The 23,489-nt window shown below is 68.2% G+C and carries 29 protein-coding genes; 17 read left to right on the top strand and 12 right to left on the bottom strand.

Features of this window, described 5'->3' with window-relative positions; all coding sequences use genetic code 11:
• Positions 1–25: 25 nt before the first annotated feature.
• The 9 genes from F572_RS0108515 to F572_RS0108555 form a co-directional block, all read right to left on the bottom strand.
• Positions 26–1,093 (bottom strand): 3-deoxy-7-phosphoheptulonate synthase, encoded by a 1,068-nt coding sequence (locus F572_RS0108515; RefSeq protein ID WP_017942744.1) that lies wholly within the window; start codon positions 1,091–1,093, stop codon positions 26–28.
• Positions 1,094–1,104: 11 nt separating this feature from the next.
• Complete coding sequence (hisG, locus tag F572_RS0108520; protein ID WP_017942743.1) at positions 1,105–1,755, bottom strand: ATP phosphoribosyltransferase; 651 nt, start codon at positions 1,753–1,755, stop codon at positions 1,105–1,107.
• 37 nt (positions 1,756–1,792) lie between these two features.
• On the bottom strand, positions 1,793–3,052 hold the full coding sequence (murA, locus tag F572_RS0108525) for a UDP-N-acetylglucosamine 1-carboxyvinyltransferase (RefSeq protein ID WP_017942742.1): 1,260 nt from the start codon (positions 3,050–3,052) through the stop codon (positions 1,793–1,795).
• A 90-nt stretch (positions 3,053–3,142) separates the two neighbouring features.
• Positions 3,143–3,460, bottom strand: a complete 318-nt coding sequence (locus tag F572_RS0108530; protein WP_017942741.1) for a lipid asymmetry maintenance protein MlaB — start codon at positions 3,458–3,460, stop codon at positions 3,143–3,145.
• On the bottom strand, positions 3,457–4,101 hold the full coding sequence (locus F572_RS0108535; RefSeq protein ID WP_017942740.1) for an ABC transporter substrate-binding protein: 645 nt from the start codon (positions 4,099–4,101) through the stop codon (positions 3,457–3,459). Before F572_RS0108535 ends, F572_RS0108530 begins: the two co-directional genes overlap by 4 nt.
• A gap of 46 nt (positions 4,102–4,147) precedes the next feature.
• A complete protein-coding gene (mlaD, locus tag F572_RS0108540) occupies positions 4,148–4,606 on the bottom strand; it encodes an outer membrane lipid asymmetry maintenance protein MlaD (RefSeq protein ID WP_017942739.1) in 459 nt (152 codons plus the stop codon).
• A gap of 28 nt (positions 4,607–4,634) precedes the next feature.
• Positions 4,635–5,417: a lipid asymmetry maintenance ABC transporter permease subunit MlaE gene (gene mlaE / locus F572_RS0108545; RefSeq protein ID WP_017942738.1), complete on the bottom strand. Its 783-nt coding sequence runs from the start codon at positions 5,415–5,417 to the stop codon at positions 4,635–4,637.
• Positions 5,410–6,243 (bottom strand): ABC transporter ATP-binding protein, encoded by an 834-nt coding sequence (locus F572_RS0108550; RefSeq protein ID WP_026143123.1) that lies wholly within the window; start codon positions 6,241–6,243, stop codon positions 5,410–5,412. The genes mlaE and F572_RS0108550 overlap by 8 nt, the downstream gene beginning before the upstream one ends.
• Before the next feature lie 74 nt (positions 6,244–6,317).
• Positions 6,318–6,971, bottom strand: coding sequence for a hypothetical protein (locus F572_RS0108555; protein WP_017942736.1), 654 nt, complete (start codon positions 6,969–6,971; stop codon positions 6,318–6,320).
• A gap of 102 nt (positions 6,972–7,073) precedes the next feature.
• Here F572_RS0108555 and F572_RS0108560 point away from each other — a divergent pair, with 102 nt between their 5' ends.
• The 15 genes from F572_RS0108560 (at position 7,074) to F572_RS0108630 (ending at position 18,599) form a co-directional block, all read left to right on the top strand.
• Positions 7,074–8,171, top strand: coding sequence for an LLM class flavin-dependent oxidoreductase (locus F572_RS0108560; RefSeq protein ID WP_017942735.1), 1,098 nt, complete (start codon positions 7,074–7,076; stop codon positions 8,169–8,171).
• 16 nt (positions 8,172–8,187) lie between these two features.
• The gene (locus F572_RS0108565; RefSeq protein ID WP_017942734.1) at positions 8,188–9,114 is read left to right on the top strand and encodes an NAD-dependent epimerase/dehydratase family protein; all 927 of its coding nucleotides are present in this window, start codon (positions 8,188–8,190) and stop codon (positions 9,112–9,114) included.
• A gap of 56 nt (positions 9,115–9,170) precedes the next feature.
• Positions 9,171–10,148: a calcium/sodium antiporter gene (locus tag F572_RS0108570; protein ID WP_017942733.1), complete on the top strand. Its 978-nt coding sequence runs from the start codon at positions 9,171–9,173 to the stop codon at positions 10,146–10,148.
• Positions 10,145–11,122 (top strand): KpsF/GutQ family sugar-phosphate isomerase, encoded by a 978-nt coding sequence (locus F572_RS0108575; protein ID WP_017942732.1) that lies wholly within the window; start codon positions 10,145–10,147, stop codon positions 11,120–11,122. The genes F572_RS0108570 and F572_RS0108575 overlap by 4 nt, the downstream gene beginning before the upstream one ends.
• On the top strand, positions 11,122–11,661 hold the full coding sequence (locus F572_RS0108580; protein WP_017942731.1) for an HAD family hydrolase: 540 nt from the start codon (positions 11,122–11,124) through the stop codon (positions 11,659–11,661). The genes F572_RS0108575 and F572_RS0108580 overlap by 1 nt, the downstream gene beginning before the upstream one ends.
• 44 nt (positions 11,662–11,705) lie before the next feature.
• Complete coding sequence (gene lptC, locus F572_RS0108585; RefSeq protein WP_026143122.1) at positions 11,706–12,245, top strand: LPS export ABC transporter periplasmic protein LptC; 540 nt, start codon at positions 11,706–11,708, stop codon at positions 12,243–12,245.
• On the top strand, positions 12,226–12,753 hold the full coding sequence (gene lptA, locus F572_RS0108590; protein ID WP_017942729.1) for a lipopolysaccharide transport periplasmic protein LptA: 528 nt from the start codon (positions 12,226–12,228) through the stop codon (positions 12,751–12,753). The genes lptC and lptA overlap by 20 nt, the downstream gene beginning before the upstream one ends.
• Positions 12,750–13,520, top strand: coding sequence for an LPS export ABC transporter ATP-binding protein (lptB, locus tag F572_RS0108595; protein WP_026143121.1), 771 nt, complete (start codon positions 12,750–12,752; stop codon positions 13,518–13,520). Before lptA ends, lptB begins: the two co-directional genes overlap by 4 nt.
• An 89-nt stretch (positions 13,521–13,609) precedes the next feature.
• The gene (locus tag F572_RS0108600; RefSeq protein WP_017942727.1) at positions 13,610–15,091 is read left to right on the top strand and encodes an RNA polymerase factor sigma-54; all 1,482 of its coding nucleotides are present in this window, start codon (positions 13,610–13,612) and stop codon (positions 15,089–15,091) included.
• 16 nt (positions 15,092–15,107) lie between these two features.
• Positions 15,108–15,446 carry a ribosome hibernation-promoting factor, HPF/YfiA family gene (hpf, locus tag F572_RS0108605; protein ID WP_017942726.1) on the top strand — a complete coding sequence of 113 codons (339 nt, stop codon included), beginning with the start codon at positions 15,108–15,110 and terminating at the stop codon, positions 15,444–15,446.
• A 3-nt stretch (positions 15,447–15,449) separates the two neighbouring features.
• A complete protein-coding gene (locus tag F572_RS0108610; protein ID WP_017942725.1) occupies positions 15,450–15,917 on the top strand; it encodes a PTS sugar transporter subunit IIA in 468 nt (155 codons plus the stop codon).
• Positions 15,918–15,968: 51 nt separating this feature from the next.
• On the top strand, positions 15,969–17,000 hold the full coding sequence (gene hprK, locus F572_RS0108615) for an HPr(Ser) kinase/phosphatase (protein WP_017942724.1): 1,032 nt from the start codon (positions 15,969–15,971) through the stop codon (positions 16,998–17,000).
• 8 nt (positions 17,001–17,008) lie between these two features.
• On the top strand, positions 17,009–17,881 hold the full coding sequence (gene rapZ, locus F572_RS0108620) for an RNase adapter RapZ (RefSeq protein ID WP_017942723.1): 873 nt from the start codon (positions 17,009–17,011) through the stop codon (positions 17,879–17,881).
• A 51-nt stretch (positions 17,882–17,932) separates the two neighbouring features.
• Positions 17,933–18,358, top strand: a complete 426-nt coding sequence (locus F572_RS0108625) for a PTS sugar transporter subunit IIA (RefSeq protein ID WP_017942722.1) — start codon at positions 17,933–17,935, stop codon at positions 18,356–18,358.
• Positions 18,330–18,599, top strand: coding sequence for an HPr family phosphocarrier protein (locus F572_RS0108630; RefSeq protein ID WP_017942721.1), 270 nt, complete (start codon positions 18,330–18,332; stop codon positions 18,597–18,599). The genes F572_RS0108625 and F572_RS0108630 overlap by 29 nt, the downstream gene beginning before the upstream one ends.
• Before the next feature lie 45 nt (positions 18,600–18,644).
• Here the strand turns inward: F572_RS0108630 and F572_RS0108635 are convergent, their stop codons facing one another.
• A complete protein-coding gene (locus tag F572_RS0108635; RefSeq protein WP_017942720.1) occupies positions 18,645–19,535 on the bottom strand; it encodes a PfkB family carbohydrate kinase in 891 nt (296 codons plus the stop codon).
• A 133-nt stretch (positions 19,536–19,668) separates the two neighbouring features.
• Here F572_RS0108635 and F572_RS0108640 point away from each other — a divergent pair, with 133 nt between their 5' ends.
• The gene (locus tag F572_RS0108640) at positions 19,669–20,079 is read left to right on the top strand and encodes a nuclear transport factor 2 family protein (protein ID WP_017942719.1); all 411 of its coding nucleotides are present in this window, start codon (positions 19,669–19,671) and stop codon (positions 20,077–20,079) included.
• The gene (locus F572_RS0108645; protein WP_026143120.1) at positions 20,055–20,516 is read left to right on the top strand and encodes a nuclear transport factor 2 family protein; all 462 of its coding nucleotides are present in this window, start codon (positions 20,055–20,057) and stop codon (positions 20,514–20,516) included. Before F572_RS0108640 ends, F572_RS0108645 begins: the two co-directional genes overlap by 25 nt.
• Positions 20,517–20,697: 181 nt before the next feature.
• On the opposite strand, the gene F572_RS0108650 is transcribed toward F572_RS0108645, so the two are convergent.
• On the bottom strand, positions 20,698–21,240 hold the full coding sequence (locus F572_RS0108650) for a shikimate kinase (RefSeq protein WP_017942717.1): 543 nt from the start codon (positions 21,238–21,240) through the stop codon (positions 20,698–20,700).
• Positions 21,241–21,347: 107 nt separating this feature from the next.
• Positions 21,348–23,480, bottom strand: coding sequence for a type IV pilus secretin PilQ (gene pilQ / locus F572_RS0108655; protein WP_026143119.1), 2,133 nt, complete (start codon positions 23,478–23,480; stop codon positions 21,348–21,350).
• Positions 23,481–23,489: the final 9 nt, after the last annotated feature.

Here is a 23,489-nt window from a genome sequence, read left to right on the forward strand (position 1 = left end):
GGTTCAGACGGGCACGGACGTCTTGTCAGGCAGGCACGGGCGTCTTGCGGCGGGCCCGCACGGCCTCGGCCAGCAGGCGCAGGGTGGCCTCGCTGTCGTCCCAGCCCATGCAGGCATCGGTAATGCTCTGGCCGTATTTCAGCGGCTTGCCGGGCAGGATGTCCTGGCGGCCGCCGGTCAGGTGGCTCTCCAGCATCACACCCATGATGCGTCGGTCACCGCCGGCGATCTGTTCGCCCAGCACCCGTGCCACCTCGACCTGCTGTTGCGGGTCCTTGCGGCTGTTCGCGTGGCTGCAGTCGACCATCACCATCTCCGGCAGCTCGGCCATGCGCAGCTCCTTGCAGGCCTGTTCGATGCTCGCGGCATCGTAGTTCGGCTGCTTGCCGCCGCGCAGGATGATGTGACAGTCGTCGTTGCCGGTGGTGGAAAAGATCGCCGAGCGACCGGCCTTGGTCACCGACAGGAAGTGGTGCGGGCGCGAGGCGGAGCGGATCGCGTCGATCGCCACCCGCAGGCTGCCGTCGGTGGAGTTCTTGAAGCCCACCGGGCAGGACAGGCCGGAGGCCAGTTCGCGGTGCACCTGGCTCTCGGTGGTGCGAGCGCCGATCGCGCCCCAGGCGACCAGGTCCGCGATGTACTGCGGGCTGATCAGGTCGAGGTATTCGGTAGCCGCCGGCATGCCCTTGACCGCCAGATCGCGCAGCAGCCCGCGCGCCACGCGCAGGCCCTTGTTGATGTGGAAGCTGCCGTCCAGGTCCGGGTCGTTGATCAGGCCCTTCCAGCCGACCGTGGTGCGCGGCTTCTCGAAATACACCCGCATCACGATGTGCAGGGCGTCGGAGAGCTCCTCGCGCAGGGTCTTCAGGTGATCGGCATAGTCCAGCGCGGCATCCACGTCGTGGATCGAGCAGGGGCCGACGATCACCTGCAGGCGATCGTCCTCGCCGTGCAGGATGCGATGGCAGGCCTGGCGTGCCTCGAACACGGTGTCGGCGGCCGCATCGGTGATCGGCAGCTCCTCGCGGACGGTGTCCGGGGCGGACACCTCCTGGATTTCGCGGATTCGGAGGTCGTCGGTATCGGCGGTCATGGTGTTCTCGGTTACGTCGTCGCGGGCGTGACGGCCTCCCGCAGGCCCTCGATGAGATTTTGAATGGTTCTATGTCGCATCTTCATGGCTGCCTGGTTCACGATCAACCGGGAACTGATAGGGGTAATCAGCTCCAGCGGCTCCAGGCCATTGGCCTTGAGGGTGTTCCCGGTATCGACCAGGTCCACGATGTAGTCAGCCAGACCGACCAGCGGCGCCAGTTCCATCGAGCCGTAGAGCTTGATGATCTCCACCTGGCGGCCCTGCTGGGCGAAATAGTTCTGCGTGATGTTCACGAACTTGGTGGCGATGCGCAGGCGCTGCTGCGGGTCCGGCTGCTGGCCCGGGCGCCCGGCCAGCATCAGGCGGCACTGGGCGATGTGCAGGTCCAGCGGCTCGTACAGCCCCGCGGCCCCATGCTCCATCAGGACATCCTTGCCGGCCACGCCAATGGATGCCGCCCCGTGCTGCACATAGGTGGGCACGTCGGTCGCGCGCACCACCACGATCTTCACGTCCTCGCGGTTGGTGTCGAGGATCAGCTTGCGCGTCTTGTCCGGATCCTCCAGCAGTTCAATCCCGGCGCTGGCCAGCAGCGGCAGGGTGTCCTTGAGGATGCGGCCCTTGGACAGGGCGATGGTCAGGGCGTTGGGATCCATCATGGGTCAGGCGTTCGTCCGGTTCCGTGTGAGTCGCGTATCAGACCGGCTCGCGACGGATGGTCGCGCCGATCTGGCTCAGTTTTTCCTCGATGCACTCGTAGCCGCGGTCGATATGGTAGATGCGGTCTACCTCGGTCTCGCCCTCGGCCACCAGACCGGCGATGATCAGGCTGGCCGAGGCCCGCAGGTCGGTCGCCATCACCGGCGCGCCGACCAGCCGTTCCACACCCTCGACGATCGCGGTATTGCCCTCGATCGTGATGTGCGCGCCCATGCGCTGCAGCTCCAGCGCATGCATGAAGCGGTTCTCGAAGACCGTCTCCACCACCGAGCCGGTACCCTCGGCGACCGTGTTCAGCACCATCATCTGCGCCTGCATGTCGGTCGGGAAGGCCGGGAACGGCGCGGTACGCAGGTTCACCGCCTTCGGCCGGCGGCCTTCCATGTCCAGTTCGATCCAGTCGGGCCCGGTATCCACGCGGGCACCGGCCTCGACCAGCTTGGCCAGGACCGCGTCCAGCAACTCCGGGCGGGTGTTGCGGCAGCGCACGCGCCCGCGGGTCACGGCCGCCGCGACCAGGAACGTACCGGTCTCGATCCGGTCCGGCATCACGTCGTATTCGCAACCGTGCAGGCGTTCCACGCCCTGCACCCGGATGGTGTCGGTGCCGGCGCCCTGGATCTTCGCCCCCATCGCCGTCAGGCAGTCCGCCAGATCGATCACTTCCGGCTCGCGCGCGGCGTTCTCGATCAGGGTCTCGCCCTCGGCCAGGGTCGCGGCCATCAGCAGGTTCTCGGTCCCGGTCACGGTGACCTGGTCGAACACCACCCGCGCGCCCTTCAGGCGATCCGCGCGCGCATGGATGTAGCCGCCGTCGACATCGATCTCGGCGCCCAGGGCCTCGAGGCCACGCAAGTGCAGATTCACCGGCCGCGAGCCAATCGCACAGCCACCCGGGAGCGACACCTCGGCCTCGCCGAAGCGCGCCAGCAACGGCCCCAGCACCAGGATGGAGGCGCGCATGGTCTTCACCAGATCGTACGGCGCCACACACTGGGTCAGCGTGGTCGGGTCGACCTCGATGCGCATGCGCTCGTTGACCGTCAGGCTTACGCCCATGCGCCCGAGCAGCTCCATGGTCGTGGTGACGTCCTGCAGGTGCGGGACGTTGCCAATGGTCATCGGCCCGTCCGCCAGCAGGGTGGCGGACAGGATCGGCAACACGGCGTTCTTGGCCCCGGAGATCCAGACCTGACCCTCGAGTCGGCCGCCTCCGGTGATGATCAGCTTGTCCATGGGGTGCCCGGATTCACCGCCGGACCGACCATGGCCCGGCGAAACGCGCCATGATAACGAATCCGCGCGGCACTCGCCCGTTCGCCCGGGTCAGGCCACGGATCGGGCCGCGGAGTCGGTGATGATCGCCTCCAGGTCATACAGCCCCAGCAGCGGCCGGAGCCCGTCCGGCAGGGGTTCGAAGACCAGCGTGCGGCCCTGCTCCCGCGCCCGGCGCCAGAGGATGACGAGGAAGGCCACGCCGGCGCTGTCGATGCGTCCGGCCCGGGACAGATCCACCCGCGCATGCTCCGGCAGGTGCGCCATCAGCCCGCACGCCCGGGCCTCCAGCCCGGAGACGGTGGCGAAGGTCAGCGGCCCGCTGACGACCAGGCCACCGTCATCGGCCCGGATCTGTGCATCGCTCACGGGTTGCCGGCCCCGTTGTCCTGGATGGCATCGCCCACCGCGTCCTCGACCAGACTCTCGTCCCCGTCTTCCAGGCGCTCGATCAGGGCGTCCAGACCGTCGCGGTTGATCTCCTCGTTGAAGCGGGTGCGGAAGTTGCCCACGAAGCTGAGCCCCTCGGCCTCGACATCGAAGACCTTCCATTCGCCGTTCACCGGGCGCAGCCGGTAGTTCACCTGGATGTTCGACTGGCCGGATCCCATCACCACCTCGGTGGCCACCACCGCCATGCGCTCGTCCTGGCGCGAGCGGCGCTCGATCACGCGCACATCCTTGTCCAGATGGTCGGCCAGTTGCACCCCGTAGGCCTGCAGCAGCGTGTTCTTGAAGGCTTCGGTGAACCGGCTTTGCTGCTCGCTGCTGGCATCCCGCCAGTGGCGCGCCAGGACCAGCCGGGCCATGCCGTTGACGTCCACGCCCGGCAGGATCTTGTCCTCGATGACACCGATCACGAAGTCCGGATCCTCCTGCGCACGCGACTCGTTGGCGCGCAGCTCCTTGTACACCGCGTCGATGGACTGCTGGATGATCTCGGCGGGATTGTCGGCCTGGGCCGGCGCCGCCAGCAGCAGGACCATCAGCCCCAGCGGCAGGCTCCACATATAGTCACGCAACCGTGTCATGTCTCTTGCTCCGGGTTTGGGCGAATCAGTCACTACCCATGTTGGTCATGAAACGACCAATGAGGTTCTCCAGCACCAGGGCCGACTGGGTAAACATCAGCTCGTCGCCGTCCTGCAGGGTTTCGTAGTCGCCGCCCGGCTCCAGGGCGATGTACTGCTCGCCCAGCAGCCCCGCGGTATGGATAGCCGCCTGCGTATCCATCGGCAGATAGTCGTGCTCCGAGCGGATGGCGAGGGTCACCTCGGCGCGGAAGCGCTCCGGATCGTAGCGGATATCCGCGACCCGGCCGATGCGCACACCCGAGACCGTGACCGGGGCCCGGGTCTTGAGCCCGCCGATGTTGTCGAAGTAGCCGGTCACCGTGTAGGTGTCGCGGTCGTGGTAGTCGGTCACGTTGCTGACCTGGACCGCCAGGTAGAACAGCGCCCCGATGCCCAGCAGTACGAAGACACCCACTGCCAGTTCGAAGAAACGTACCTTCATATTGCCACCCTAGGGAAATACTGGTTGGTCAGCCCGCGCCGAACATCAGCCCGGTCAGGATGAAATCGAGGCCCAGCACCGCCAGCGACGCGACCACCACCGTTTGCGTGGTCGCGCGCGAGATGCCCTCGGAGGTCGGCTGCGCGTTGAAGCCCTGGAACACCGCGATCCAGGTCACCACGAAGCCGAACACGATGCTCTTGATCACGCCGGACAGCACATCCTCGTTCCAGTCGGTCACCGACTGCATCTGCGAGAAGTAGGCGCCGCTGTCCACGCCCAGCAGCCCCACCCCGACGAGGTAGCCCCCCATCACCCCCACGGCGCTGAAGATCGCCGCCAGCAGCGGCATGGAGAGGAATCCGGCGACAAAGCGTGGCGCGAAGATCCGGCGGTACGGATTCACCGCCATCATCTCCATCGCCGAGAGCTGCTCCGTGGTCTTCATCAGGCCCAGCTCTGCGGTCAGCGCCGAGCCGGCGCGGCCGGCGAACAGCAGCGCGGTAACCACCGGACCCAACTCGCGCACCAGCGACAGCGCCACCACCCCGCCCAGGGCCTCGGCCGCGCCGAAGTTCACCAGCGTGATGTAGCCCTGGTACCCGAGCACCATGCCGACGAACAGCCCCGACACGATGATGATCAGCAGCGAGCGCACGCCCACCGAATACACCTGGGCGAGTGTCAGGCCGAACCGACGGATGACGATATCGAGGCTCGCCAGCACCCGCATCAGGAAGACGAAGGCGCGACCGAACACCACCAGGGCGTTGATCGTGGTCCGGCCCAGCGAGGCAATCGCGTCAGTCATCGCGGCGCTCCCCCTGTCCCAGCAGGTCGTCGCGATAGGACGCGCCCGGATAGTGGAACGGCACCGGCCCGTCCGGGCGGCCCTGCAGGAACTGCGCGCTCCAGTCGGAGGCGCGCGCCTCCAGCTCGTCCGGCGGCCCGGCATCCACCACTCGGCCATTGGCGATCAGCACCACATGGTCGGAGATCGCCATGGCCTCCGCCACATCGTGCGAGACCAGCACGCTGGTGAGCCCCAGGCTCTCGTTGGTCTGGCGAATCAGGCTGACGATCTGGCCCATGGTGATCGGATCAAGCCCGGTGAACGGTTCGTCGTAGAGGATCAGGTCCGGGTCCAGCGCGATGGCCCGCGCCAGGGCGACGCGCCGGGCCATGCCCCCGGACAGCGAGGCCGGGTCCAGCTCGCGCGCCGCGCGCAGACCCACCGCCTCCAGCTTCAGCAGCACCAGTGCGTGCAGCACATCCTCCGGCAGATCGGTGTGCTCGCGCAGCGGGAAGGCGACGTTCTCGAATACGGAAAGGTCGGTCAGCAGCGCGCCGCTCTGGAACAGCATGCCCATGCGCTTGCGCAGGGCGTACAGGCGGCGGGTGGAGAGCTTCGCCACCTCCTGGCCATCCACCCAGATGCGCCCCGCGTCCGGGCGCAGCTGTCCGCCGATCAGGCGCAGCAGGGTCGTCTTGCCGCTGCCGCTGGGGCCCATCACGGTCGTCACCTGCCCGCGCGGGATACGCATCGACAAGTCGTCGAAGACCACCTTGCGCCCGCGCCGGAAACGCAGGTTCTCGATCACGATATGCGGACTGTCTGCCACTGCCGGGTCAGCCACGCGCGCTCCTCGCCATTAAGGAACCCGGAAGTCTGGCCGCCGGCCGGTGGACCGTCAAACCCACGGGGAGATGCTCATCCCATTCCCAGTAGCTGGGCGATGGTCCGAAAGTCCGACAGACGGTCCGGGCGGGCCCGCAGGAAGACCGGAGTCTCGCCGCTTCCGCCGGCCGCACCCAGGGCCTCCACCAGCGCACGCCAGCCCGGCGCGCCCAGGCCCGGCTCGGGGGTGATCTGCCAGGCTCCACCCACGGTCGTCGATCCCGTCGGGGCCGGATAAAACAAAGCCGCCTCGGCGTGGGTGATCGTATGTGGCTCACCGGGTCCATAGGCCATCAGTCGCGCCAGGCCGGCCGCCTCGAGCGCCTCCCGGATTGCCGAGACCTGCGCCGCCGTCATCGGCCCCGGCGCCACTGCCTGCAGACAGGGGCCCGCGGCCTCGGCAAGCGCGAGCGCCCGCGCGGCCCCCGACTCGGGCGTAACCTCCGCCGGCCACTCGAGCGTCAGCCGCAGCGCGGGGGCGACGGCCTCGTCCCAGTCGCCGAACGCGGGGGCCGAGGTCTCCAGCCACAGCGCGGCGGGCAGCAGCAGGCGGCTGTGATAGTGGGTGTAATACTCGAGTTGCCACTCGCGCGGCAGATCCTCCGGGAAGAAGCCTTCCCACCAGTCCTCGCCGGGGCCCGCGACTCCGGCGGCCTGCAGCGCCAGCGCTTCCTGATCGTTCGTCATGTCTCTCCTTCCGTGCCGTCACCGCCCGGCCGTCACCACGTTGTAACCGTATCCTCGCGCGGTCTGCTTGTATCGCCCCCGTGCGCGCGGCACAGTTGCGGCATGCGCTTCGACCTGTTCCATGAACTCTCGGTGCCCGACTTCCTGCAGACCTCCGAATCGGAGGTGCTGGAGAACACCCTGCGCCTGTGGGAGCGGGCCGACCGCCTGGGCTTCGGCACCGCCTGGCTGGTGGAACACCACCTGATGCCGGAGTTCTCGCACTCCACCGCGCCGGACCTGGTCCTGGCCGCCGCCAGCCAGCGCACCGAGCACCTGCGCCTGGGGCTCGGCGTAGTGCCCCTGCCCTACCACCACCCGCTGCGGGTGGCCCAGCGGGTCGGCATGCTGGACCAGCTCTCCGGCGGTCGGCTGGACCTCGGCATCGGACGCGGCTTCTCGCCGCGCGAATATGCCACATTCGGGGCCGAGATGAGCGAGTCCCGCGCGCGGGTCGATGCCGGGCTGGACGCGCTGCGCCAGGCCTTCGCGACCGGCCGCATCACCCAGGACGGCCCGTTCCATCACCTGGACGACGTGCCCGTGATGCCGCGCCCGGTGCAGGCCCCGCACCCGCCGATCTGGACCGCCGCGGTCAGCCCGGAGTCCTTCACCTGGGCGGCGGAACAGGGGATCGGCGCGTTGGCCGGACCGTTCAAGCCCTGGCAGATGATCCGCGAAGACATCCGCCTGTACCACGAGGCCTGGGACGCCTCGCGCACCGATATCGCCCACCCGCCGCGCGTCGGGATGACCCTCGGGGTACTGTGCCTGCCGGATGGCAAGCGCGCCCGGCGCGAGGCCAAGCCCGCGTTCGAGTGGTTCTATCGCCACATGTTCCAGCAGACCCTGCCGGTGCTGGAACGCCTGATCGAGGGCTACGACTACTACCGTTCGCTGGGCCGCTTCCGTCACCTGGTCAAGGCCGGGATCAACCTGAAGATCCTCGACATGCTGGGCATGACGCTGGTCGGCACGCCCGCCGAGTGTCGCGAGCGGATCGAGGGGCTGCGCGAGGCGGGGGTCGACCAGGTCCTGCTCGCCTTCGGTGCCGGCGCCGTCCCGCATGCCCTGGCCGAGGAGTCCATGGACTGCTTCGCGGAGGAGGTCATGCCCGCGTTCGCCGATCCCGCTCCAGCCGTTGCCCGCAGCGCGACCTGAGGGCAGCACGGACCCCATGCATATCGCCGTGACCGGCGCCGCCGGGTGCGTGGGGCAGGCCCTGCTGCCCGCCCTGGCGCGCGAGCCGGCGATTCCCCGCATCCTCGCGCTGGACCGGACCCCGCCGGCACTCCCCCCGCCGGGGGGCGCCGCCGTCTGCGAGGCCCGTGTGGGCGACCTGACGCGGCTCCGGCCGGAGGATCTGGCCGGGGTCGACACCCTGGTGCACCTCGCCTTCCAGTTGATGGGGGGACACGGCCAGCGCCACGACCGTGCCTGGGTCCGGCAGCAGAATGTCGCACTCAGTGATCAGGTCTTCCGAACCGCAATCGCCGCCGGCGTGCGCCACCTCGTGTTCCTGTCCAGCGCCGCGGTCTACGGCCCCTGGCCGGACAGCCCGCAGCCCCTGACCGAAGACCACCCGACCCGGCCGCGCTTCCCCTATGCAGAGGACAAGGTGGCCGTGGAGCAGGCCCTGCGCGCCCTCGTCCGCGAGCACCCCGAATGCCGCGTGACCATCCTGCGCCCACCCGCGATCGTCGGGCCGCATGCGCACCCGCTGCTGCTGCAGATCGCCCGCGGACGTTTCTATCCCGCCGGGGGCGAGCAACCGGTGCAGATCCTGTGGGAGGACGATGCCGCGGCGGCGATCGCCCGCAGCGTGACCACCCGCACACAGGGCACCTTCAATCTGGGGGCCGAACCCGCCTGGTCACTGCGGGCCATGGCACGCCACCGGCGGCGCTGGGGGGTGCCGGTCCCCCTGGGGCTGATCCGCGCCCTGCACCCGCTGGCCTGGCGCCTGAGCGCCCGCGCGGGCGACCCCGGGTGGGTGCGCGGGCTGGACGGCCCGCTGGTGCTGGACTGCACCCGCGCCCGCGAGCAGCTCGGCTGGACCCCGCGGGTCAGCACCGCCGCGTGCCTGGAGCGCCTGCGCCACTGACACAGTGCCCCAATCCGCTACAATCGCGGCCTGACCGTTCGGGACCCGTCTGCCCCATGGCCCTACCCATCGCCGCCGTCATCGTCGGCCTGATCCTGCTGACCTGGAGTGCCGACCGCTTCGTGTTCGGCGCCTCCGCGTTTGCCCGCGGAGTCGGCGTGAGCCCGCTGGTCATCGGCCTGACCATTGTTGCCTTCGGCACTTCGGCCCCGGAGCTCGTGGTCTCGGTCCTCGCGAGCCTGCAGGGCAACCCGGGCATGGCCGTGGGCAACGCGATCGGCTCGAACATCGCTAACATCGCACTGGTGCTGGGAGCCGCCGCGGTGGTCGCACCGCTGGCGATCGGCCGCGGCATGGTTCGCCGCGAACTGCCGATCCTGTTGCTGGTCAGCTTCGGCGTGCTGCTCCTGCTGGTCGGCGGCGAGCTGGGCCGGATGGAGGGCATCGCCCTGCTCGCGGGACTGACCGCATTCACCGCCTGGATGGCGTTGACCGCCCGCCGCGCGCAACAGGCCTCGGGCGAGGATGCCCCCGAAGTCGTGCGCGGCATGGTGGAGACCATCCCGGACAGCGATCGCCTCGGTCCCGCGATCGCCTGGCTGGTGCTCGGGCTGCTGCTCCTGCTGGCCAGCAGCCAGGCCCTGGTCTGGGGCGCGATGGAAATCGCCGAACAACTGGGGGTCAGCGATCTGGTCATCGGCCTGACCATCGTCGCGGTGGGCACCAGTCTGCCGGAGCTCGCGACTTCGGTAGTGGCCGCCTTCCGGCGCGAGGCCGGGCTGGCGATCGGGAACGTGGTCGGCTCCAACCTGTTCAACCTGCTGGCGGTACTGGCGGTTCCGGCCCTGATCGCGCCGCTGGCAATCGACGCGGACGTGCTCGCACGCGACTATCCGGTGATGCTGGCATTGACGGTGGCCCTGTTCCTGATCGCGCTGGGCCGCCGCGGGCAGATCCTGCGCTGGCAGGGCGCCCTTCTCCTCGTCGCCTTCGCAAGCTACCTTGTCTATTTGGGAATTACGGCAACTGCATGAACTTCAACCCCGAAACCACCCGCAACCTGGCCCTGGCCGTCCTCAACGACGAAGCCGAGGCCGTGCGCAACCTCGCCCGGCGCATCGACGACAGCTTTCTCGAGGCCTGCCGCTGCATCCTTGAGTGCAAGGGTCGCGTGATCGTCACCGGCATGGGGAAGTCCGGGCACATCGGCAGCAAGCTGGCCGCGACCCTGGCCTCCACCGGCACCCCGGCCTTCTTCGTGCACCCGGGCGAGGCCAGCCACGGCGACCTGGGCATGATCACCCGCGAGGACGTGGTGATCGCGCTGTCGAACTCCGGCGAGACCGACGAAATCATCACCATCCTGCCGCTGATCCGGCGCCTCGGCGTGCCGCTGATCGCGATGACCGGCAACCCTGGTTCGCGGCTGGGCGCGGATGCCACCGTGCACCTGGACGTCAGCGTCGAGCGCGAGGCCTGCCCGCTGGGCCTGGCCCCCACCTCCAGCACCACCGCGGCGCTGGCGATGGGCGACGCGCTGGCGATCGCGGTGCTGGACGCACGCGGCTTTACCGCCAACGACTTCGCCCGCTCGCACCCTGGCGGCCGGCTGGGCCGGCGGCTGCTGGTGCATGTCGCCGACATCATGCACACCGGCGACGCGATCCCGCGCATCACGCCGGAGGCCCCGCTCAAGGACGCCCTGTTCGAGATCACCCGCAAGGGCCTCGGGCTGGTGATCGTGGCCGGCGCCGACGACCGCATCCAGGGCGTGTTCACCGATGGCGACCTGCGCCGCACCCTGGATGCCGGGCATAGCCTGGACGGCCTGACCATCGGCGAGGCGATGACCACCGGCGGCCACACCGCGCAGCCCGACTGGCTGGCGGTGGAGGCGCTTGAGACCATGGAGAGCCGGCGCATCAACGCCCTCCCCGTCACGGACGCCGACCACCGCCTGGTCGGTGTCATCAACATGCACGACTTGCTGCGCGCCGGGGTAGCCTGATGAACCTGGACGCCGCGACCCTGCGCACCCGCCAGCAGGCGGTCCGCCTGCTGATTCTCGACGTGGACGGCGTGCTGACCGACGGCAGCCTGTTCCTCGGCGACGCGGGCGAGCAGTACAAGGCCTTCAACAGCCGCGACGGCCACGGCATCCGCCTGGCGCTGGACGGCGGCATCGAGATCGCCATCCTGACCGGGCGCACCTCCGGCGTGGTCGAGCACCGCATGCGCGACCTGGGCGTGGAACACCTGATCCAGGGCCGCCGCGACAAGGGCGCGGCCCTGCACGAACTGCTGCAACGCACCGGTCACGACCCCGCCGAGGCGGCCTTCATGGGTGACGACATCGTGGACCTTCCGGCGATGCAGCGGGTGGGTCTCGGGATCGCGGTCGGGGACGCCCACCCGCTGGTGTGCCGCTATGCCCAGTGGGTTACCGAGGCCCACGGTGGACGCGGCGCCGTGCGCGAGGCCTGCGAGGGACTGCTGGCCGCGCAGGACCGGCTGGACGCCCTGTTCGAGACTTACCTGAACGGATGAACCAGCGGATTCACAGCCGGTTCGGACTGACCCTGGCCCTTGCCCTGCTCATACTGATGGCGGCACCGCAGGGCGCTGCCGAGGTGAGCCCGCCCGAGGGCGAGGTCACGCTGCAAATCGACGGCTTCACCCTGCACGCCACCGGGGACGACGGCGAGCTGAGCCACCGCATGCGCGGGAGCCGTCTGCGCGAATTCGGCCGCGACGGTCCCCAATGGGTCGACAATCCGCACCTGGAGCTGTTCGCCGAGGGAGGCATCGAGTGGCACTGGACCGCACCGGCCGCCCTGCACCGCCCCGCCTCGGAACGACTGGACACGGTCGGCCCCACGCGCGGCGTGCAGCCGGCCCGCGGCGAACGGGTCCAGACGGTCATTGACTCCCGGGACGTGCGTATCGCCACCGACACCATGGTCGCTACCTCGGAGGCCCTCTCCACCCTGAACCAGCCAGGCCTGTTCCAGCGCGGCACCGGCCTGCGCGTCGACTCGGGAGCGGATACCATAGAGCTGTTCCACGACGTGTACTCGCTCTACAGCGAGACGAGCGAGGAGGACCCCGCGCATGATCCCGATTCCGAATAGCCGCCGCCTCCCGAGCCTGCTTGCGGCGGCCATCCTGCTGCTCGCCTTGCTGGCCGCACCGGCGATGGCCCAGCAGGGGTCGGGCCCCGCGCTGCCGGTGGAGATCACCGCCGACCATGCGGAGATGGACGAGCGCCAGGGCCTGGGGACCTACACCGGTGACGTGATCGTGATCCGCGGCGACATGACCCTGGAGGCGGACACCGTCTATGTGCGTACCCGCGATCGCCGCCCCTACGAGATGGAGGCCCATGGCGAGCCGGCGCGCCTGGAGTCCCCCGATCCGGAAACCGGGGAGATGCGCATCGCCACCGCGCTGCGCATCGACTACCTGCTGAACGAGGACCGCATGATCCTCACCGACCAGGCCCATGTGATCACCGCCCGCGAGGAGGCGCGCGGCAAGCGCATCACCTACGACCTGACCACCGACGTGATCGAGGCCGAGCGCGGCGAGGGCGACAGTGAACGCGTGCGCATCACCATCCAGCCGCGCGACAACGAATGAACGCAACCGCCCCCAGCCCGGCTGCGGCACCAGTGGAGGCGCGCGACCGCCTGATCGGGCGCGAACTGACCAAGCGCTACGGCCAGCGCACGGTGCTCGACCAGGTGGACGTCGACCTCGCGCCCGGCGAGGTGGTCGGCCTGCTGGGTCCGAACGGTGCGGGCAAGACCACCTGTTTCTACAGCCTGGTCGGGCTGATCCGCCCCAACGCCGGGCGCATCACCCTGGGCGAGCGCGACATCACCCGCGCCCCCATTCACGTGCGCGCCCGGGCCGGCCTGGGCTACCTGCCGCAGGAGGCCTCGATCTTTCGCCGCCTCAGTGTGTGGGACAACCTGCAGGCGGTCCTCGAGCTGCGCCCGGGGCTGGATCGCCACGAACGCCGCCGCATTGGTGATGCACTGATCGAGGAGTTTCAGCTGGAGACCGTTCGCCACAGCCCGGGCATCGCGCTGTCCGGGGGCGAACGCCGCCGCGCCGAGATCGCGCGCGCACTGGCCGGAGACCCGCAGTTCATCTGCCTGGACGAACCCTTCGCCGGGGTGGACCCGATCTCGGTGGGCGATATCCAGGACGTGATCCGGCACCTCGCTCAGCGCGGGATCGGCGTGCTGATCTCCGATCACAACGTGCGCGAGACCCTCGGGATCTGCCACAGGGCCTATATTCTGAGCGAGGGACGCCTTCTGGCCGCCGGGACACCCGACGAACTGCTGGCCGATCCCCAGGTGCGCCGGGTCTATCTCGGCGAGAACTTCCGCCTGTGACACCGACGCGAAAGCCGTTCGTGCCGGTGCACAAGACACGAGGCAGGATTTAAGATCGCACTCATGGTCACCCTCGACCCGCATACCCGATGCTGAAACCCGGCCTGAATCTGCAGCTGGGTCAGACGCTCACCATGACCCCGCAACTGCAGCAGGCGATCCGCCTGTTGCAGCTGTCCACGCTCGAACTCCAGGTGGAAATCCAGCAAGCGCTGGAGAGCAACCCCATGCTGGAGCAGGTCGAGGACGAAGAAGCCGAGGCCGACAACGAGCGCCTGAACCAGGACGGCGAGCTGGTGGAAGGCGATCGCATGGAGGCCACCACCACCAGCGATGACGTCATCCCCGAGGAACTGACCACCGACAGCCGCTGGGACGACATCTACGAACCGGCCCCCGCCCCCAAGGGCGTGGACGACCGCGACCCGCTGGAGAACACCAGCGACGACGACGGCGAGGGCCTGCAGGATCATCTGCTGTGGCAGCTGCACCTGAGCCACCTGACGCCACGCGACCAGCGCATCGGGGCGGCCCTGATCGACGCCATCAGCCCCGACGGCTATCTCGAGGGCGACCTCGAGGCCCTGGCCGAGACCATCAGCCGCGGCGAGGACGAGCCGGTGGGCGTGGACGAGGTCGAAGCGGTGCTGCACTGGATCCAGCAATGCGACCCGCTGGGCGTAGGCGCCCGCAATCTGCAGGAATGCCTGGAGATCCAGCTACGCGAGCTGGCCCCGGACGCCCCTGCGCGCGACGCCGCCCGGGCAATCCTGGAACACGGCATGGACAGCCTGGGCAAGCGCGACTACAAGGCCCTGCAACGCCAGTCCGGGGTACGCGACCCGGACGAACTGGCGCGCGCCCTTGACCTGATCCGCACCCTGAATCCGCGCCCCGGCGCGCAGATCAGCACCGCCACCTCGGAATACGTGGTCCCGGATGTCTACGTACGCCATACCCGTGATGGCTGGCGCGTGGAGCTGAACCCGGAGATCGCGCCGCGCATCCGCATCAACGATCTGTACGCCGGCATGGTGCGGCAGGTCTCGGATGCCCGAGACAGCGCCTTCATGCGCGACCAGCTGCAGGAGGCGCGCTGGTTCCTGAAAAGCCTGCACAGCCGTAACGACACCCTGCTGCGGGTCGCCGAGGCCATTGTCCATCGCCAGCAGGGCTTCCTGGAACACGGCGAGGTCGCCATGCAGCCACTGATCCTGCGGGACATCGCCGAGATCCTGGAGATGCACGAATCGACCATCTCCCGGGTGACCACCCAGAAATACATGCACACCCCGCGCGGGGTTTTCGAGTTCAAGTATTTCTTTTCCAGCCACGTCGGCACCAACGACGGCGGCGAGTGTTCCGCCACCGCCATCCGTGCCATGATTCGCGAATTGATCGACGACGAACCCGCGAACAAGCCGCTCAGCGATGCCCGGCTCGCCCAGGTACTGGCGGACCGGGGCATCAACGTAGCACGTCGCACCGTGGCCAAGTACCGCGAGGCGATGCACATCCCTTCATCCAGCGAACGCCGGCAGATGGCCTCGATGCCTACCGGCAACAAGTGACCAAGGAGTCCTGACCATGCAGATCAACCTGACCGGCCACCACGTGGACATCACCGACGCCCTGCGCGACTACGTCAACGAGAAGTTCGCGAAGCTGGAGCGCCACTTCGACAAGGTCATCGACGTCCACGTCGTGCTGACTCACGAGAAGACCCAGAACCAGCACAACATGGCCGAGGCAAACCTCCAGGTCAGCGGCAACCACATCCATGCCGAGGCCTCCCACGAGGACATGTACGCCGCGATCGATGCCCTGATCGACAAGGTCGACCGCCAGCTGATCAAGCACAAGGAAAAGGTCAAGGACCATCACCGGGCCGAAGGCGCCCAGCGCAACCGCGAGCAGGCCTCCTGATCCATGACCATTGCCGAGCTGATCACTGCCGAGCGCATCGGGCTGGAGGCCGAATGCTCCAGCCAGAAGCGTGCCCTGGAGGCCCTGGCGGATCTCCTCGCCGGCAGCGGTGACGCCGGCGGACCGGGGAGTACCGCGATCTTCGAGGCCCTGTCCGCGCGCGAAAAGCTGGGCTCCACCGGACTCGGCCATGGGGTCGCGATTCCCCATGGCCGACTGGCCGACCTCGAGGCACCGCGCGTGGCCGTGCTGCGCCTGGAAAAGGGCGTCGATTTCGACGCCATGGATCACGAGCCGGTCGATATCCTGATCGCCCTGCTGGTCCCGGAGGCCGCCACCAGCGACCACCTCGACCTGCTGGCCCAACTCGCCCGCGGACTGTCGCAGCCGGATACCATTGCCGCCCTGCGCCGGGCCGGCGATGCCGCCAGCCTGGAACAGGAACTCGTCCGCCGCTTCAGCGAGACCTGACCCCGTGCAGCCCGCACTCCGCCACGACACCGGCCCGCGTCGGCCCTGCTCATGAACGAGGCACTGGGGGAAGGCGGGATCGCCCGCGACATCAACGTGGAAACCCTGATCCAGGCGATGGGCAACCGCCTGGATCTGCGCTTTGTGCACGGCGAGCATGCCGCCGCCGACCGCAAGCTGGTCGGCGACGATGGCGACGACCTGCCCCTGGCCGGGCACCTCAACCTGATCCGGCCCAACCGCATCCAGGTGATCGGGGACTTCGAGGCGCGCTACATCGCCAGCCTGAGCGATGCCCAGCGCAACGACCTGATCCTGGAAATGGCCCGCACCGGCACCACCGCGGTGATCTTCGCCGAGGACACCTGCCCGTTCTCGGAGATGCCCGATGCTCCGCAGGAGGCGCTGCCGCTGATCCTGTGCTCCAGCACCAGCAGCCACGAGATCATCGCCCTGCTGCGCTATTTCCTGCAGCAGCGCCTGGCCCACTTCGAGGTCCGCCATGGCGTATTCATGGAGATCCTCGGCATCGGGGTCCTGATCAGCGGGGCCTCCAGCGTCGGCAAAAGCGAGGTCGCGCTGGAGCTGATCTCGCGCGGTCACCGCCTGATCGCCGACGATGCCCCCGAGTTCGCGCGCATTGCGCCCGACATCGTGCGCGGTCACTGCCCGGCCCTGCTCCAGGACCTGCTCGAGGTACGCGGGCTCGGGGTCCTGAACATCCGCGCGATGTATGGCGACTCCGCGATCAAGGGCGGCAAATACCTGCGTCTAATCATCGACCTGCGCGATCATGGCGAGCCCTCGCCGGTCCCCGACGACCGGCTCAACGGGCGCCGGGGCGAGATCGACATCCTCGGCCTGCGCATCCCGCTGATCAGTCTGCCGGTCGCGCCGGGCCGCAACATCGCGGTGATGATCGAGGCCGCCGTGCGCAACCACATGCTGCACATGCAAGGGTACATCGCCGGGGACGACCTGCGCGCCCGCCAGCGCCGCCAGATGAGCGGCGAGGCGGAGGAGCCGCCCTATCACCGCGCAGTGCCGGCAACCACCGTCCCCAATCCGGATCCGGAGGGCTGACCCCCGTCATGCGCCTGTTGATCGTCAGCGGTCTGTCCGGCTCCGGCAAAACCGTGGCCCTGAACACCCTGGAGGATGCCGGCTACTTCTGCGTGGACAACCTCCCGCTGCCCCTGCTGCCGGACCTGATCAATCAGGTGCGCCAGGGCCACTACGACACCGAGGGCGACCGCCACCTGGCCGTGGGCGTGGATGTACGCAGCGGGCTGGAGGCCCTGGAGGGCTTCGCCGATCTGCTGGCACGACTGCGGGCCGAGGGGATCCAGGTCGAGGTACTGGTCCTGCAGGCCTCCAGCGAGGTCCTGCTGCGGCGCTATCACCTGACCCGGCGGCGCCACCCGCTGGCGCGCGACGGGGTGCCGCTGGTCGAGGCCATCGAGCGCGAACGCGAATGGCTGGGCCACGTGGCGACCGAGGCCGACCTGACGGTGGACACCTCGCGGTTGTCGATGCACGATCTCGCCCGCACCCTGCGCGACCGCATGGGCGAGCGCGGGGAACACGAGCTGTCGCTGCTGTTCCAGTCCTTCGGCTTCAAGCACGGCGCGCCGCTGGACTCGGACTTCGTGTTCGACGTGCGCTGCCTGCCGAACCCGCACTACGAACGCGACCTGGCCGGGCTGACCGGCCGCGACCAGCCGGTATGCGACTTCCTCGAGGGGCATGCGGAGGTCGCGGCGATGTTCGACAGCGTCCAGGGCTTCCTCGCGCAGTGGCTGCCGCGCCTGGTGGATGACCACCGCAGCTACGTGACGGTCTCCATCGGATGCACCGGCGGGCAGCACCGCTCGGTGTACCTGGTCGAGCGCCTCGCGAGGGCGTGGCGGGATCGCGAACATGTTACTGTTAGCATCCGTCACCGCGAGCTGGCCAAACAGTAAACACTGGACGCGGGTAAAGGCCTTTCAGGAACCCGCAATCGGAGCCGATCCATGGGCGTTGGTCTCATTCTGATCACGCATCAAAATCTGGGCGACACCCTGTTGCAGACCGCGCAAAGCATGCTTGGCAGCCTGCCCGATGACTGCGAGTCCATGGCGATGTCCCAGAACGACGACCCCGACGAGGTCCTGGCCCGCGCCCGCGAGCGCCTGGAAATCCTCGACAGCGGATCCGGGGTGCTGATCCTGACGGACATGTTCGGCTCCACGCCCTCGAACGTGGCCAGCCGCGCCGCGCGCGGCGCGAATGCGCGCGTCATTGCCGGCATCAACCTGCCGATGCTCGTCCGTGTGCTCAACTACCAGCACCTCCCCCTGACCGAACTGGTCAACAAGGCCCTGTCCGGTGGCCACGACGGAATCCTTCTCTGCGACCAGGAGTGCAGCGATGCCGCAGCGCGTAGTCCCCATCGTTAACCGCCTGGGGATGCACGCGCGCGCCGCGGCCAAGTTTGTCAGCCTGGCCAGCCAGTACGCCGCGGACGTCACCGTCTCCCGCAACCAGCAGGAGGTCAACGGCAAGAGCATCATGGGCGTGATGATGCTGGCCGCCGCCCAGGGTAGCGAGATCACCATCGAGGCCGAAGGGCAGGACGCCTCCGAGGCCCTGGACGCGCTGACCGAACTGGTCGCCGACCGCTTCGGCGAAGAGGCCTGAGCCGCCCCCAACCGGCACGCCCGTCCGTCGTAGAGCCTTTGCCCGCTAGCCCGGCCACGCCGCGGGGTCCGGCCCCGCGGCCGCCAGCCCATCGAATCCGACCTGCGCCAGCTTGCGCTCGGCCAATCGAACCGCCGCCACCAGCGCCTGCTCCGGGGGCTCCCCCGACACCAGGGCGTGGATCAGCCCGGCATTGAAGGTATCCCCCGCCCCCACACTGTCGACCACCTGCAGCCCGTCCGTAGGTGCACAGTGATGGATCTCCCCGCGCGCGGCCATCCAGGCCCCGGAACTTCCCGCCGTGACCGTCAGGATGCGGTCAGGAAACCGGCGTGCAAGATGCTCCAGTGCGACTTCGGGGCGATCGGCTACGGTCGCGGCCCAGTTGCGCGACAGCATCAGGACATCGGCAAAATCCAGACACGCCTCCAGGCCCGGACGGGGTTTCTCCAGCTCCAGCGACACGGGCTGATCGAAAATACTCCCGCGCGCGGCCGCCAGGATCGATGCCAGGGCATCCGGATTCCGGCCCTCGAAATGCAGCCAGTCGTACTCCGACCAGGGCACATCGGCCAGATCCGCCGCCGCGAGTTCGGGAAGATCGCGGTGGTGAACGATCGTGCGGCTGCCCGTGGCCTTTGAACGCAGGATGTGCGACGTCGGCGTCGCACCGGAGCGCCGCACGCAGTGGCGTACATCCAGCCCGCGCTCGCGGATTTGCTCGAGCAGGGCATCCCCCCCCGCGCCCCGGGCGACCACCGCCGCCAGCCCCGGGCGATGGCCGAACTGGGCGAGGATCGCCGCGGTGTTGGTGGCGTTCCCCCCGGGCTGGCTCGTACTGGCAAGCGCCCGGACCTCGTCGTCCTCGGCGGGAAAGTTCGCGACGTCGAGGGTATGGTCGAGCGTCACGATACCGGTCGCGAGGATGCGTGCCATACAGACTCCGATGATGAGGGAGCGTCATTCTGGCGGTTCCGGCGGAACACGTCACCCGCCTGCGCCTCGCGCATTCGTCATCGGGGAAGGCTCCTGCGACAATATGCGCTCCGTTCCTGGAGGCCCGACCCGTATGGCCACGTTCCCCTCTCCCGAATCCACGGAAGCCGCCTTTTACGAAGCCTTTCAGACCGGCGACCCGCAGGGCATGCGCGAGGTCTGGCACGACAGTGCCGAGTGCGTATGCATCCATCCGGGCGGCGAACGTCTGCAGGGCACGGACATCATTCTGGAGAGCTGGGACGACATCCTGCCGGGCATGCGGGGTGTGGTGGTGCACCGCACCCAGGTCACGACCATTCCGGGAGCCGACCTCGTGCTGCATGTCCTGCGGGAAAACCTCTACGTCCAGGGCGAGCGTCGCGGCGTCATGCTGGCAACCAACGGCTACCGCCAGGTGGGTGACAGCTGGCGCATGGTGCTCCACCACGCCAGCCCCGACCCGGAACCGGCGGCGGAATGGCCCACCGGAGGGGTACACTGATGGCGACAGATGCCAACCGCTGCATCGACGAATACTACGCCGCCTTCCGCGCCGCCGACATCGAACAGATGATGCGCCTGTGGGGCGAGCGTCCAGATATCGTCTGCATCCACCCGGGGAGCCCGCGGGCCCATCGCGGCGTCGCAGAGGTCATGGAGAGCTGGCTGCTGGTCTTCGCGCGCGAACTGAACATCGGCATCGAACCCAGGATCGTGGGTCGCCACGAAACCGGCGAGATCATCAGCGTGGTCATCGAGGAGGCGATCACCCGGCCGGGCGACGTCGCCCCGACCGGCACGATCCTGATCAGCCAGACCTGGCGCTGGCTGGACGATCGCTGGCGCCTGCTGTTCCACCACGCCTCGCACGGGCGCCGCTCGCCACCATCGCAGGACGGCATGTTCGTCCCAAATGGCGGCGGCAATACCCGCCACTGACGATTAACGCGATGCCACGGGAACTACACGCTGCACGTCAAAAGCGGTTCACAGGAAGGCAGGAAGAACGGAAGTAATGTCTTACGGGTAATGCCGGGGAGCACAGGACCCTTGCCGCACTTCCCATCTTCCAGACTTCCTGTTGGTGCTTTTGTCTTTGTGTACTGCGTGATGGGGCCAACTAGCCGTCGGAGCGTGGCTGGCACAGGTCGGGGCGCTGGACCTGCAGGGCGGAGCACACGCCCTTGACGGCATCGCGGACCCGCCGGCCCTTGCCTTCCAGGGTCAGGCTGGCGATCTCCTGGTACAGCGGATCACGGGCCTCGAACAACTCCTGCAGCCGCGCCTTCGGGTCCGCCGCCTCCGCGATCAGCGGCCGCTTGCGGTTGCGCCGGGTACGGCGGAACTGCTCCTCTACCGGCACCCGCAGGTAAATCACGAACTGGTCGCGCAGTAGCTCGCGGTTCTCCGGGCGTTCGACGATCCCGCCGCCGGTCGCGATGACCGCGCCCTCCTGTTGCAGCAGTGATTCCAGCATCGCCGTCTCGCGTTTGCGAAAGCCCGCCTCACCCTCGAACTCGAAGATGGTCGGGATATCCACACCGGTACGCCGCTGGATCTCCTGGTCGGTATCGAAGAACGGCCGCCGCAGCAGCCCCGCGAGGCCGCGCCCGATTGTGCTCTTGCCGGCCCCCATCGGGCCTACCAGTACGATGTTCTGCATGGGCGCCAAGGCTACTGGCTGGGTCTCCCAAAGAAAAGCCGGGGACAAGCCCCGGCTTTCAGAATCGAACGGACCGGGTGATTCGCACCCGGCCATGATCCGCGCACTCAGTCGAGTACGCGAGGGGTCACGAAGATCAGCAATTCGGCCTTGGTGTTCTCCGTGGAGCGGTTGCGGAACAGGTTGCCGAGGAACGGGATGTCCCCGAAGAACGGCACCTTCTCCAGGTTGGTGCGGCTGTCGATCTCGTACACGCCGCCCAGCACCACGGTCTCGCCGTTACCGACAAAGACCTGGGTTTCCACCTCGCGCTTGTTGATCCCGGGTACGCCGAGGATCACCCGCTGGCTGGGCTCATCCTTGGTCACCTTGATATCCAGGATCACGTTGCCGTTCGGCGTGATCTGGGGAGTGACCTCCGTGGACAACACGGCCTCGATGAACTGGGTCGAAGTCGCCCCGGAGGCAGTGGCTTCCTGGAACGGGATCTCTTCGCCCTGCTTGATCGTGGCCGTCTGACCGTTGGCCGTGATCACCCGCGGGCTGGAGATGATCTCGCCGCGACCCTCGACCTGCAGGGCCGACAGTTCGAGATCCAGAAGGATACCACTGCGCAGGATGCTGAGGCCTGCGCTCCCGGCGTTACCGCCGGCCGGCAGCGAACTGTTCAGTCGGTCACCGATCGCGAGCCCCCCCATCTGACCGGGGCTAGTGCCAAGAGCGCTGTTGGAGCCTTCCAACGAACCGGAGAGACCTGCAGGGGTGCGGCGATCGCTCCCGCGGGTCGCGCTAATCCCGAAGCGCGCACCCAGTTCGCGGTTGAAGGTATCCTCCGCGATCACGATGCGGGTCTCGATCAGGACCTGCTGCACCGGAACATCCAGCGTGGAGACCAGGCGACGGACGTCCTCGATACGGCTCTGGGTGTCCTGCACCAGGAGCGTGTTGGTGCGCGTGTCGATGGTGATGCTGCCGCGTTCGGAGAGGAACTCGCCACCGTCACCGCCCCGAATCAGGGAGGCGATCTGCTCGGCCTGGGCAAAGTTGATCTGCACGAACTCGGTGCGCAGGGGCTCCAGCTCCTGGCGATCGCGTTCGGCCTCCATCTCCATGCGTTCGCGCGCGGCGATCTCTTCGCTGGGCGCGACATACAGCACGTTGCCGTCCATGCGCTTGTCGAGACCGCGGGCGCGCAGGATGATGTCCAGCGCCTGATCCCAGGGCACGTTGTTCAGGCGCAGGGTGATGTTACCGCCCACGGTATCGCTGACCACGATGTTCAGATCGGTGAAGTCGGCCAGCAGCTGCAGGACCGAACGCACCTCGATGTCCTGGAAATTGAGCGACAGGCGTTCGCCCTCGAATTCCTGTTCTTCGCGGGCACGGGCCTGGCGTTCGGCTTCCGAGATCGGGGCAACCTCGAGGACGAACTGGCGATCGCTCTGATAGGAGAGCAGTTCGTACTCGCCACGCGCCTCGACTTCCATGCGTACGCGGTCGCGCTCGGCCACGGTGTCGATCGTGTGTACCGGGGTCGCGAAATCGACGACGTCGAGGCGGCGCTCGAGAGACTCGTCGATCATGGCGCGCGGGAAGGTCATCTCGATCCGCCCCGCCTGTTCGCGCACGTTGATTTCGGCACCCGAACGGGAGAGATCGACTTCGACGCGACCCTCGCCTTCGGACCCACGGCGGAAATCGATCCCCGTGATCTCCACGGGGCGCGCGCTGCGGGTCGTGGTCGTCGGCTCACCCGCACGGTCGACAACCTGCCGGGTGCGGGCGTCCGCCTCGGACACACCGCGTCCCAGCGTGAGGATCAGGTTGTTGCCTTCCACCCGGGTCTGATACTCGGAGGCCTGCGTAAGGTTCAGGACCACGCGTGTGCGGTTGCCCGCCTCGACCGAACTGGCCCGTAGCACGGGACCCACGTTCAGGTCGGTCTCGCGACGCGGGAGGGCGTTACCCACGTTGGGCAGGTCCAGCGCAATGCGCGGTGGCGAGTCAATCGCGAAGGCGCGAATGTCGGCAGGCGGCGCTTCCGAGAAGCGCAGGTTCACCTGAACCCGATCCCCGCTCAGGCTGCCAGCCCGGATCTCTTCCAGTTCGGTGGCAGCCACCCCCTGGGACACCATGAACAGCAGGCCTGCAACGACCGTGCCTGCTAAAGCGCGCATGGAAGAACCCATGTTGAATCCTCTGTTGGTTGTGCCGACCCTGCGGCGAATGCTCGTCATCATGTTCTTCTC

The organism is Thioalkalivibrio sp. ALE14 (genome assembly GCF_000376845.1).
Taxonomy (GTDB): domain Bacteria; phylum Pseudomonadota; class Gammaproteobacteria; order Ectothiorhodospirales; family Ectothiorhodospiraceae; genus Thioalkalivibrio.

What these genes read in the sequence shown, in the direction of transcription:
- F572_RS0108645 (WP_026143120.1), top strand. Translation starts at nt 20,055, where the DNA reads ATGGCCCACCGGAGGGGTACACTGATGGCGACAGATGCCAACCGCTGC.
- F572_RS0108630 (WP_017942721.1), top strand. Translation starts at nt 18,330, where the DNA reads ATGCCGCAGCGCGTAGTCCCCATCGTTAACCGCCTGGGGATGCACGCG.
- F572_RS0108600 (WP_017942727.1), top strand. Translation starts at nt 13,610, where the DNA reads ATGCTGAAACCCGGCCTGAATCTGCAGCTGGGTCAGACGCTCACCATG.
- lptB (WP_026143121.1), top strand. Translation starts at nt 12,750, where the DNA reads ATGAACGCAACCGCCCCCAGCCCGGCTGCGGCACCAGTGGAGGCGCGC.
- F572_RS0108560 (WP_017942735.1), top strand. Translation starts at nt 7,074, where the DNA reads ATGCGCTTCGACCTGTTCCATGAACTCTCGGTGCCCGACTTCCTGCAG.
- F572_RS0108610 (WP_017942725.1), top strand. Translation starts at nt 15,450, where the DNA reads ATGACCATTGCCGAGCTGATCACTGCCGAGCGCATCGGGCTGGAGGCC.
- F572_RS0108535 (WP_017942740.1), bottom strand. Translation starts at nt 4,101, where the DNA reads ATGTGGAGCCTGCCGCTGGGGCTGATGGTCCTGCTGCTGGCGGCGCCG.
- lptA (WP_017942729.1), top strand. Translation starts at nt 12,226, where the DNA reads ATGATCCCGATTCCGAATAGCCGCCGCCTCCCGAGCCTGCTTGCGGCG.
- murA (WP_017942742.1), bottom strand. Translation starts at nt 3,052, where the DNA reads ATGGACAAGCTGATCATCACCGGAGGCGGCCGACTCGAGGGTCAGGTC.
- hpf (WP_017942726.1), top strand. Translation starts at nt 15,108, where the DNA reads ATGCAGATCAACCTGACCGGCCACCACGTGGACATCACCGACGCCCTG.
- F572_RS0108580 (WP_017942731.1), top strand. Translation starts at nt 11,122, where the DNA reads ATGAACCTGGACGCCGCGACCCTGCGCACCCGCCAGCAGGCGGTCCGC.
- mlaD (WP_017942739.1), bottom strand. Translation starts at nt 4,606, where the DNA reads ATGAAGGTACGTTTCTTCGAACTGGCAGTGGGTGTCTTCGTACTGCTG.
- F572_RS0108575 (WP_017942732.1), top strand. Translation starts at nt 10,145, where the DNA reads ATGAACTTCAACCCCGAAACCACCCGCAACCTGGCCCTGGCCGTCCTC.
- mlaE (WP_017942738.1), bottom strand. Translation starts at nt 5,417, where the DNA reads ATGACTGACGCGATTGCCTCGCTGGGCCGGACCACGATCAACGCCCTG.
- hisG (WP_017942743.1), bottom strand. Translation starts at nt 1,755, where the DNA reads ATGATGGATCCCAACGCCCTGACCATCGCCCTGTCCAAGGGCCGCATC.
- F572_RS0108635 (WP_017942720.1), bottom strand. Translation starts at nt 19,535, where the DNA reads ATGGCACGCATCCTCGCGACCGGTATCGTGACGCTCGACCATACCCTC.
- F572_RS0108640 (WP_017942719.1), top strand. Translation starts at nt 19,669, where the DNA reads ATGGCCACGTTCCCCTCTCCCGAATCCACGGAAGCCGCCTTTTACGAA.
- rapZ (WP_017942723.1), top strand. Translation starts at nt 17,009, where the DNA reads ATGCGCCTGTTGATCGTCAGCGGTCTGTCCGGCTCCGGCAAAACCGTG.
- hprK (WP_017942724.1), top strand. Translation starts at nt 15,969, where the DNA reads ATGAACGAGGCACTGGGGGAAGGCGGGATCGCCCGCGACATCAACGTG.
- pilQ (WP_026143119.1), bottom strand. Translation starts at nt 23,480, where the DNA reads ATGATGACGAGCATTCGCCGCAGGGTCGGCACAACCAACAGAGGATTC.
- F572_RS0108570 (WP_017942733.1), top strand. Translation starts at nt 9,171, where the DNA reads ATGGCCCTACCCATCGCCGCCGTCATCGTCGGCCTGATCCTGCTGACC.
- F572_RS0108515 (WP_017942744.1), bottom strand. Translation starts at nt 1,093, where the DNA reads ATGACCGCCGATACCGACGACCTCCGAATCCGCGAAATCCAGGAGGTG.
- F572_RS0108625 (WP_017942722.1), top strand. Translation starts at nt 17,933, where the DNA reads ATGGGCGTTGGTCTCATTCTGATCACGCATCAAAATCTGGGCGACACC.
- F572_RS0108650 (WP_017942717.1), bottom strand. Translation starts at nt 21,240, where the DNA reads ATGCAGAACATCGTACTGGTAGGCCCGATGGGGGCCGGCAAGAGCACA.
- F572_RS0108565 (WP_017942734.1), top strand. Translation starts at nt 8,188, where the DNA reads ATGCATATCGCCGTGACCGGCGCCGCCGGGTGCGTGGGGCAGGCCCTG.
- F572_RS0108555 (WP_017942736.1), bottom strand. Translation starts at nt 6,971, where the DNA reads ATGACGAACGATCAGGAAGCGCTGGCGCTGCAGGCCGCCGGAGTCGCG.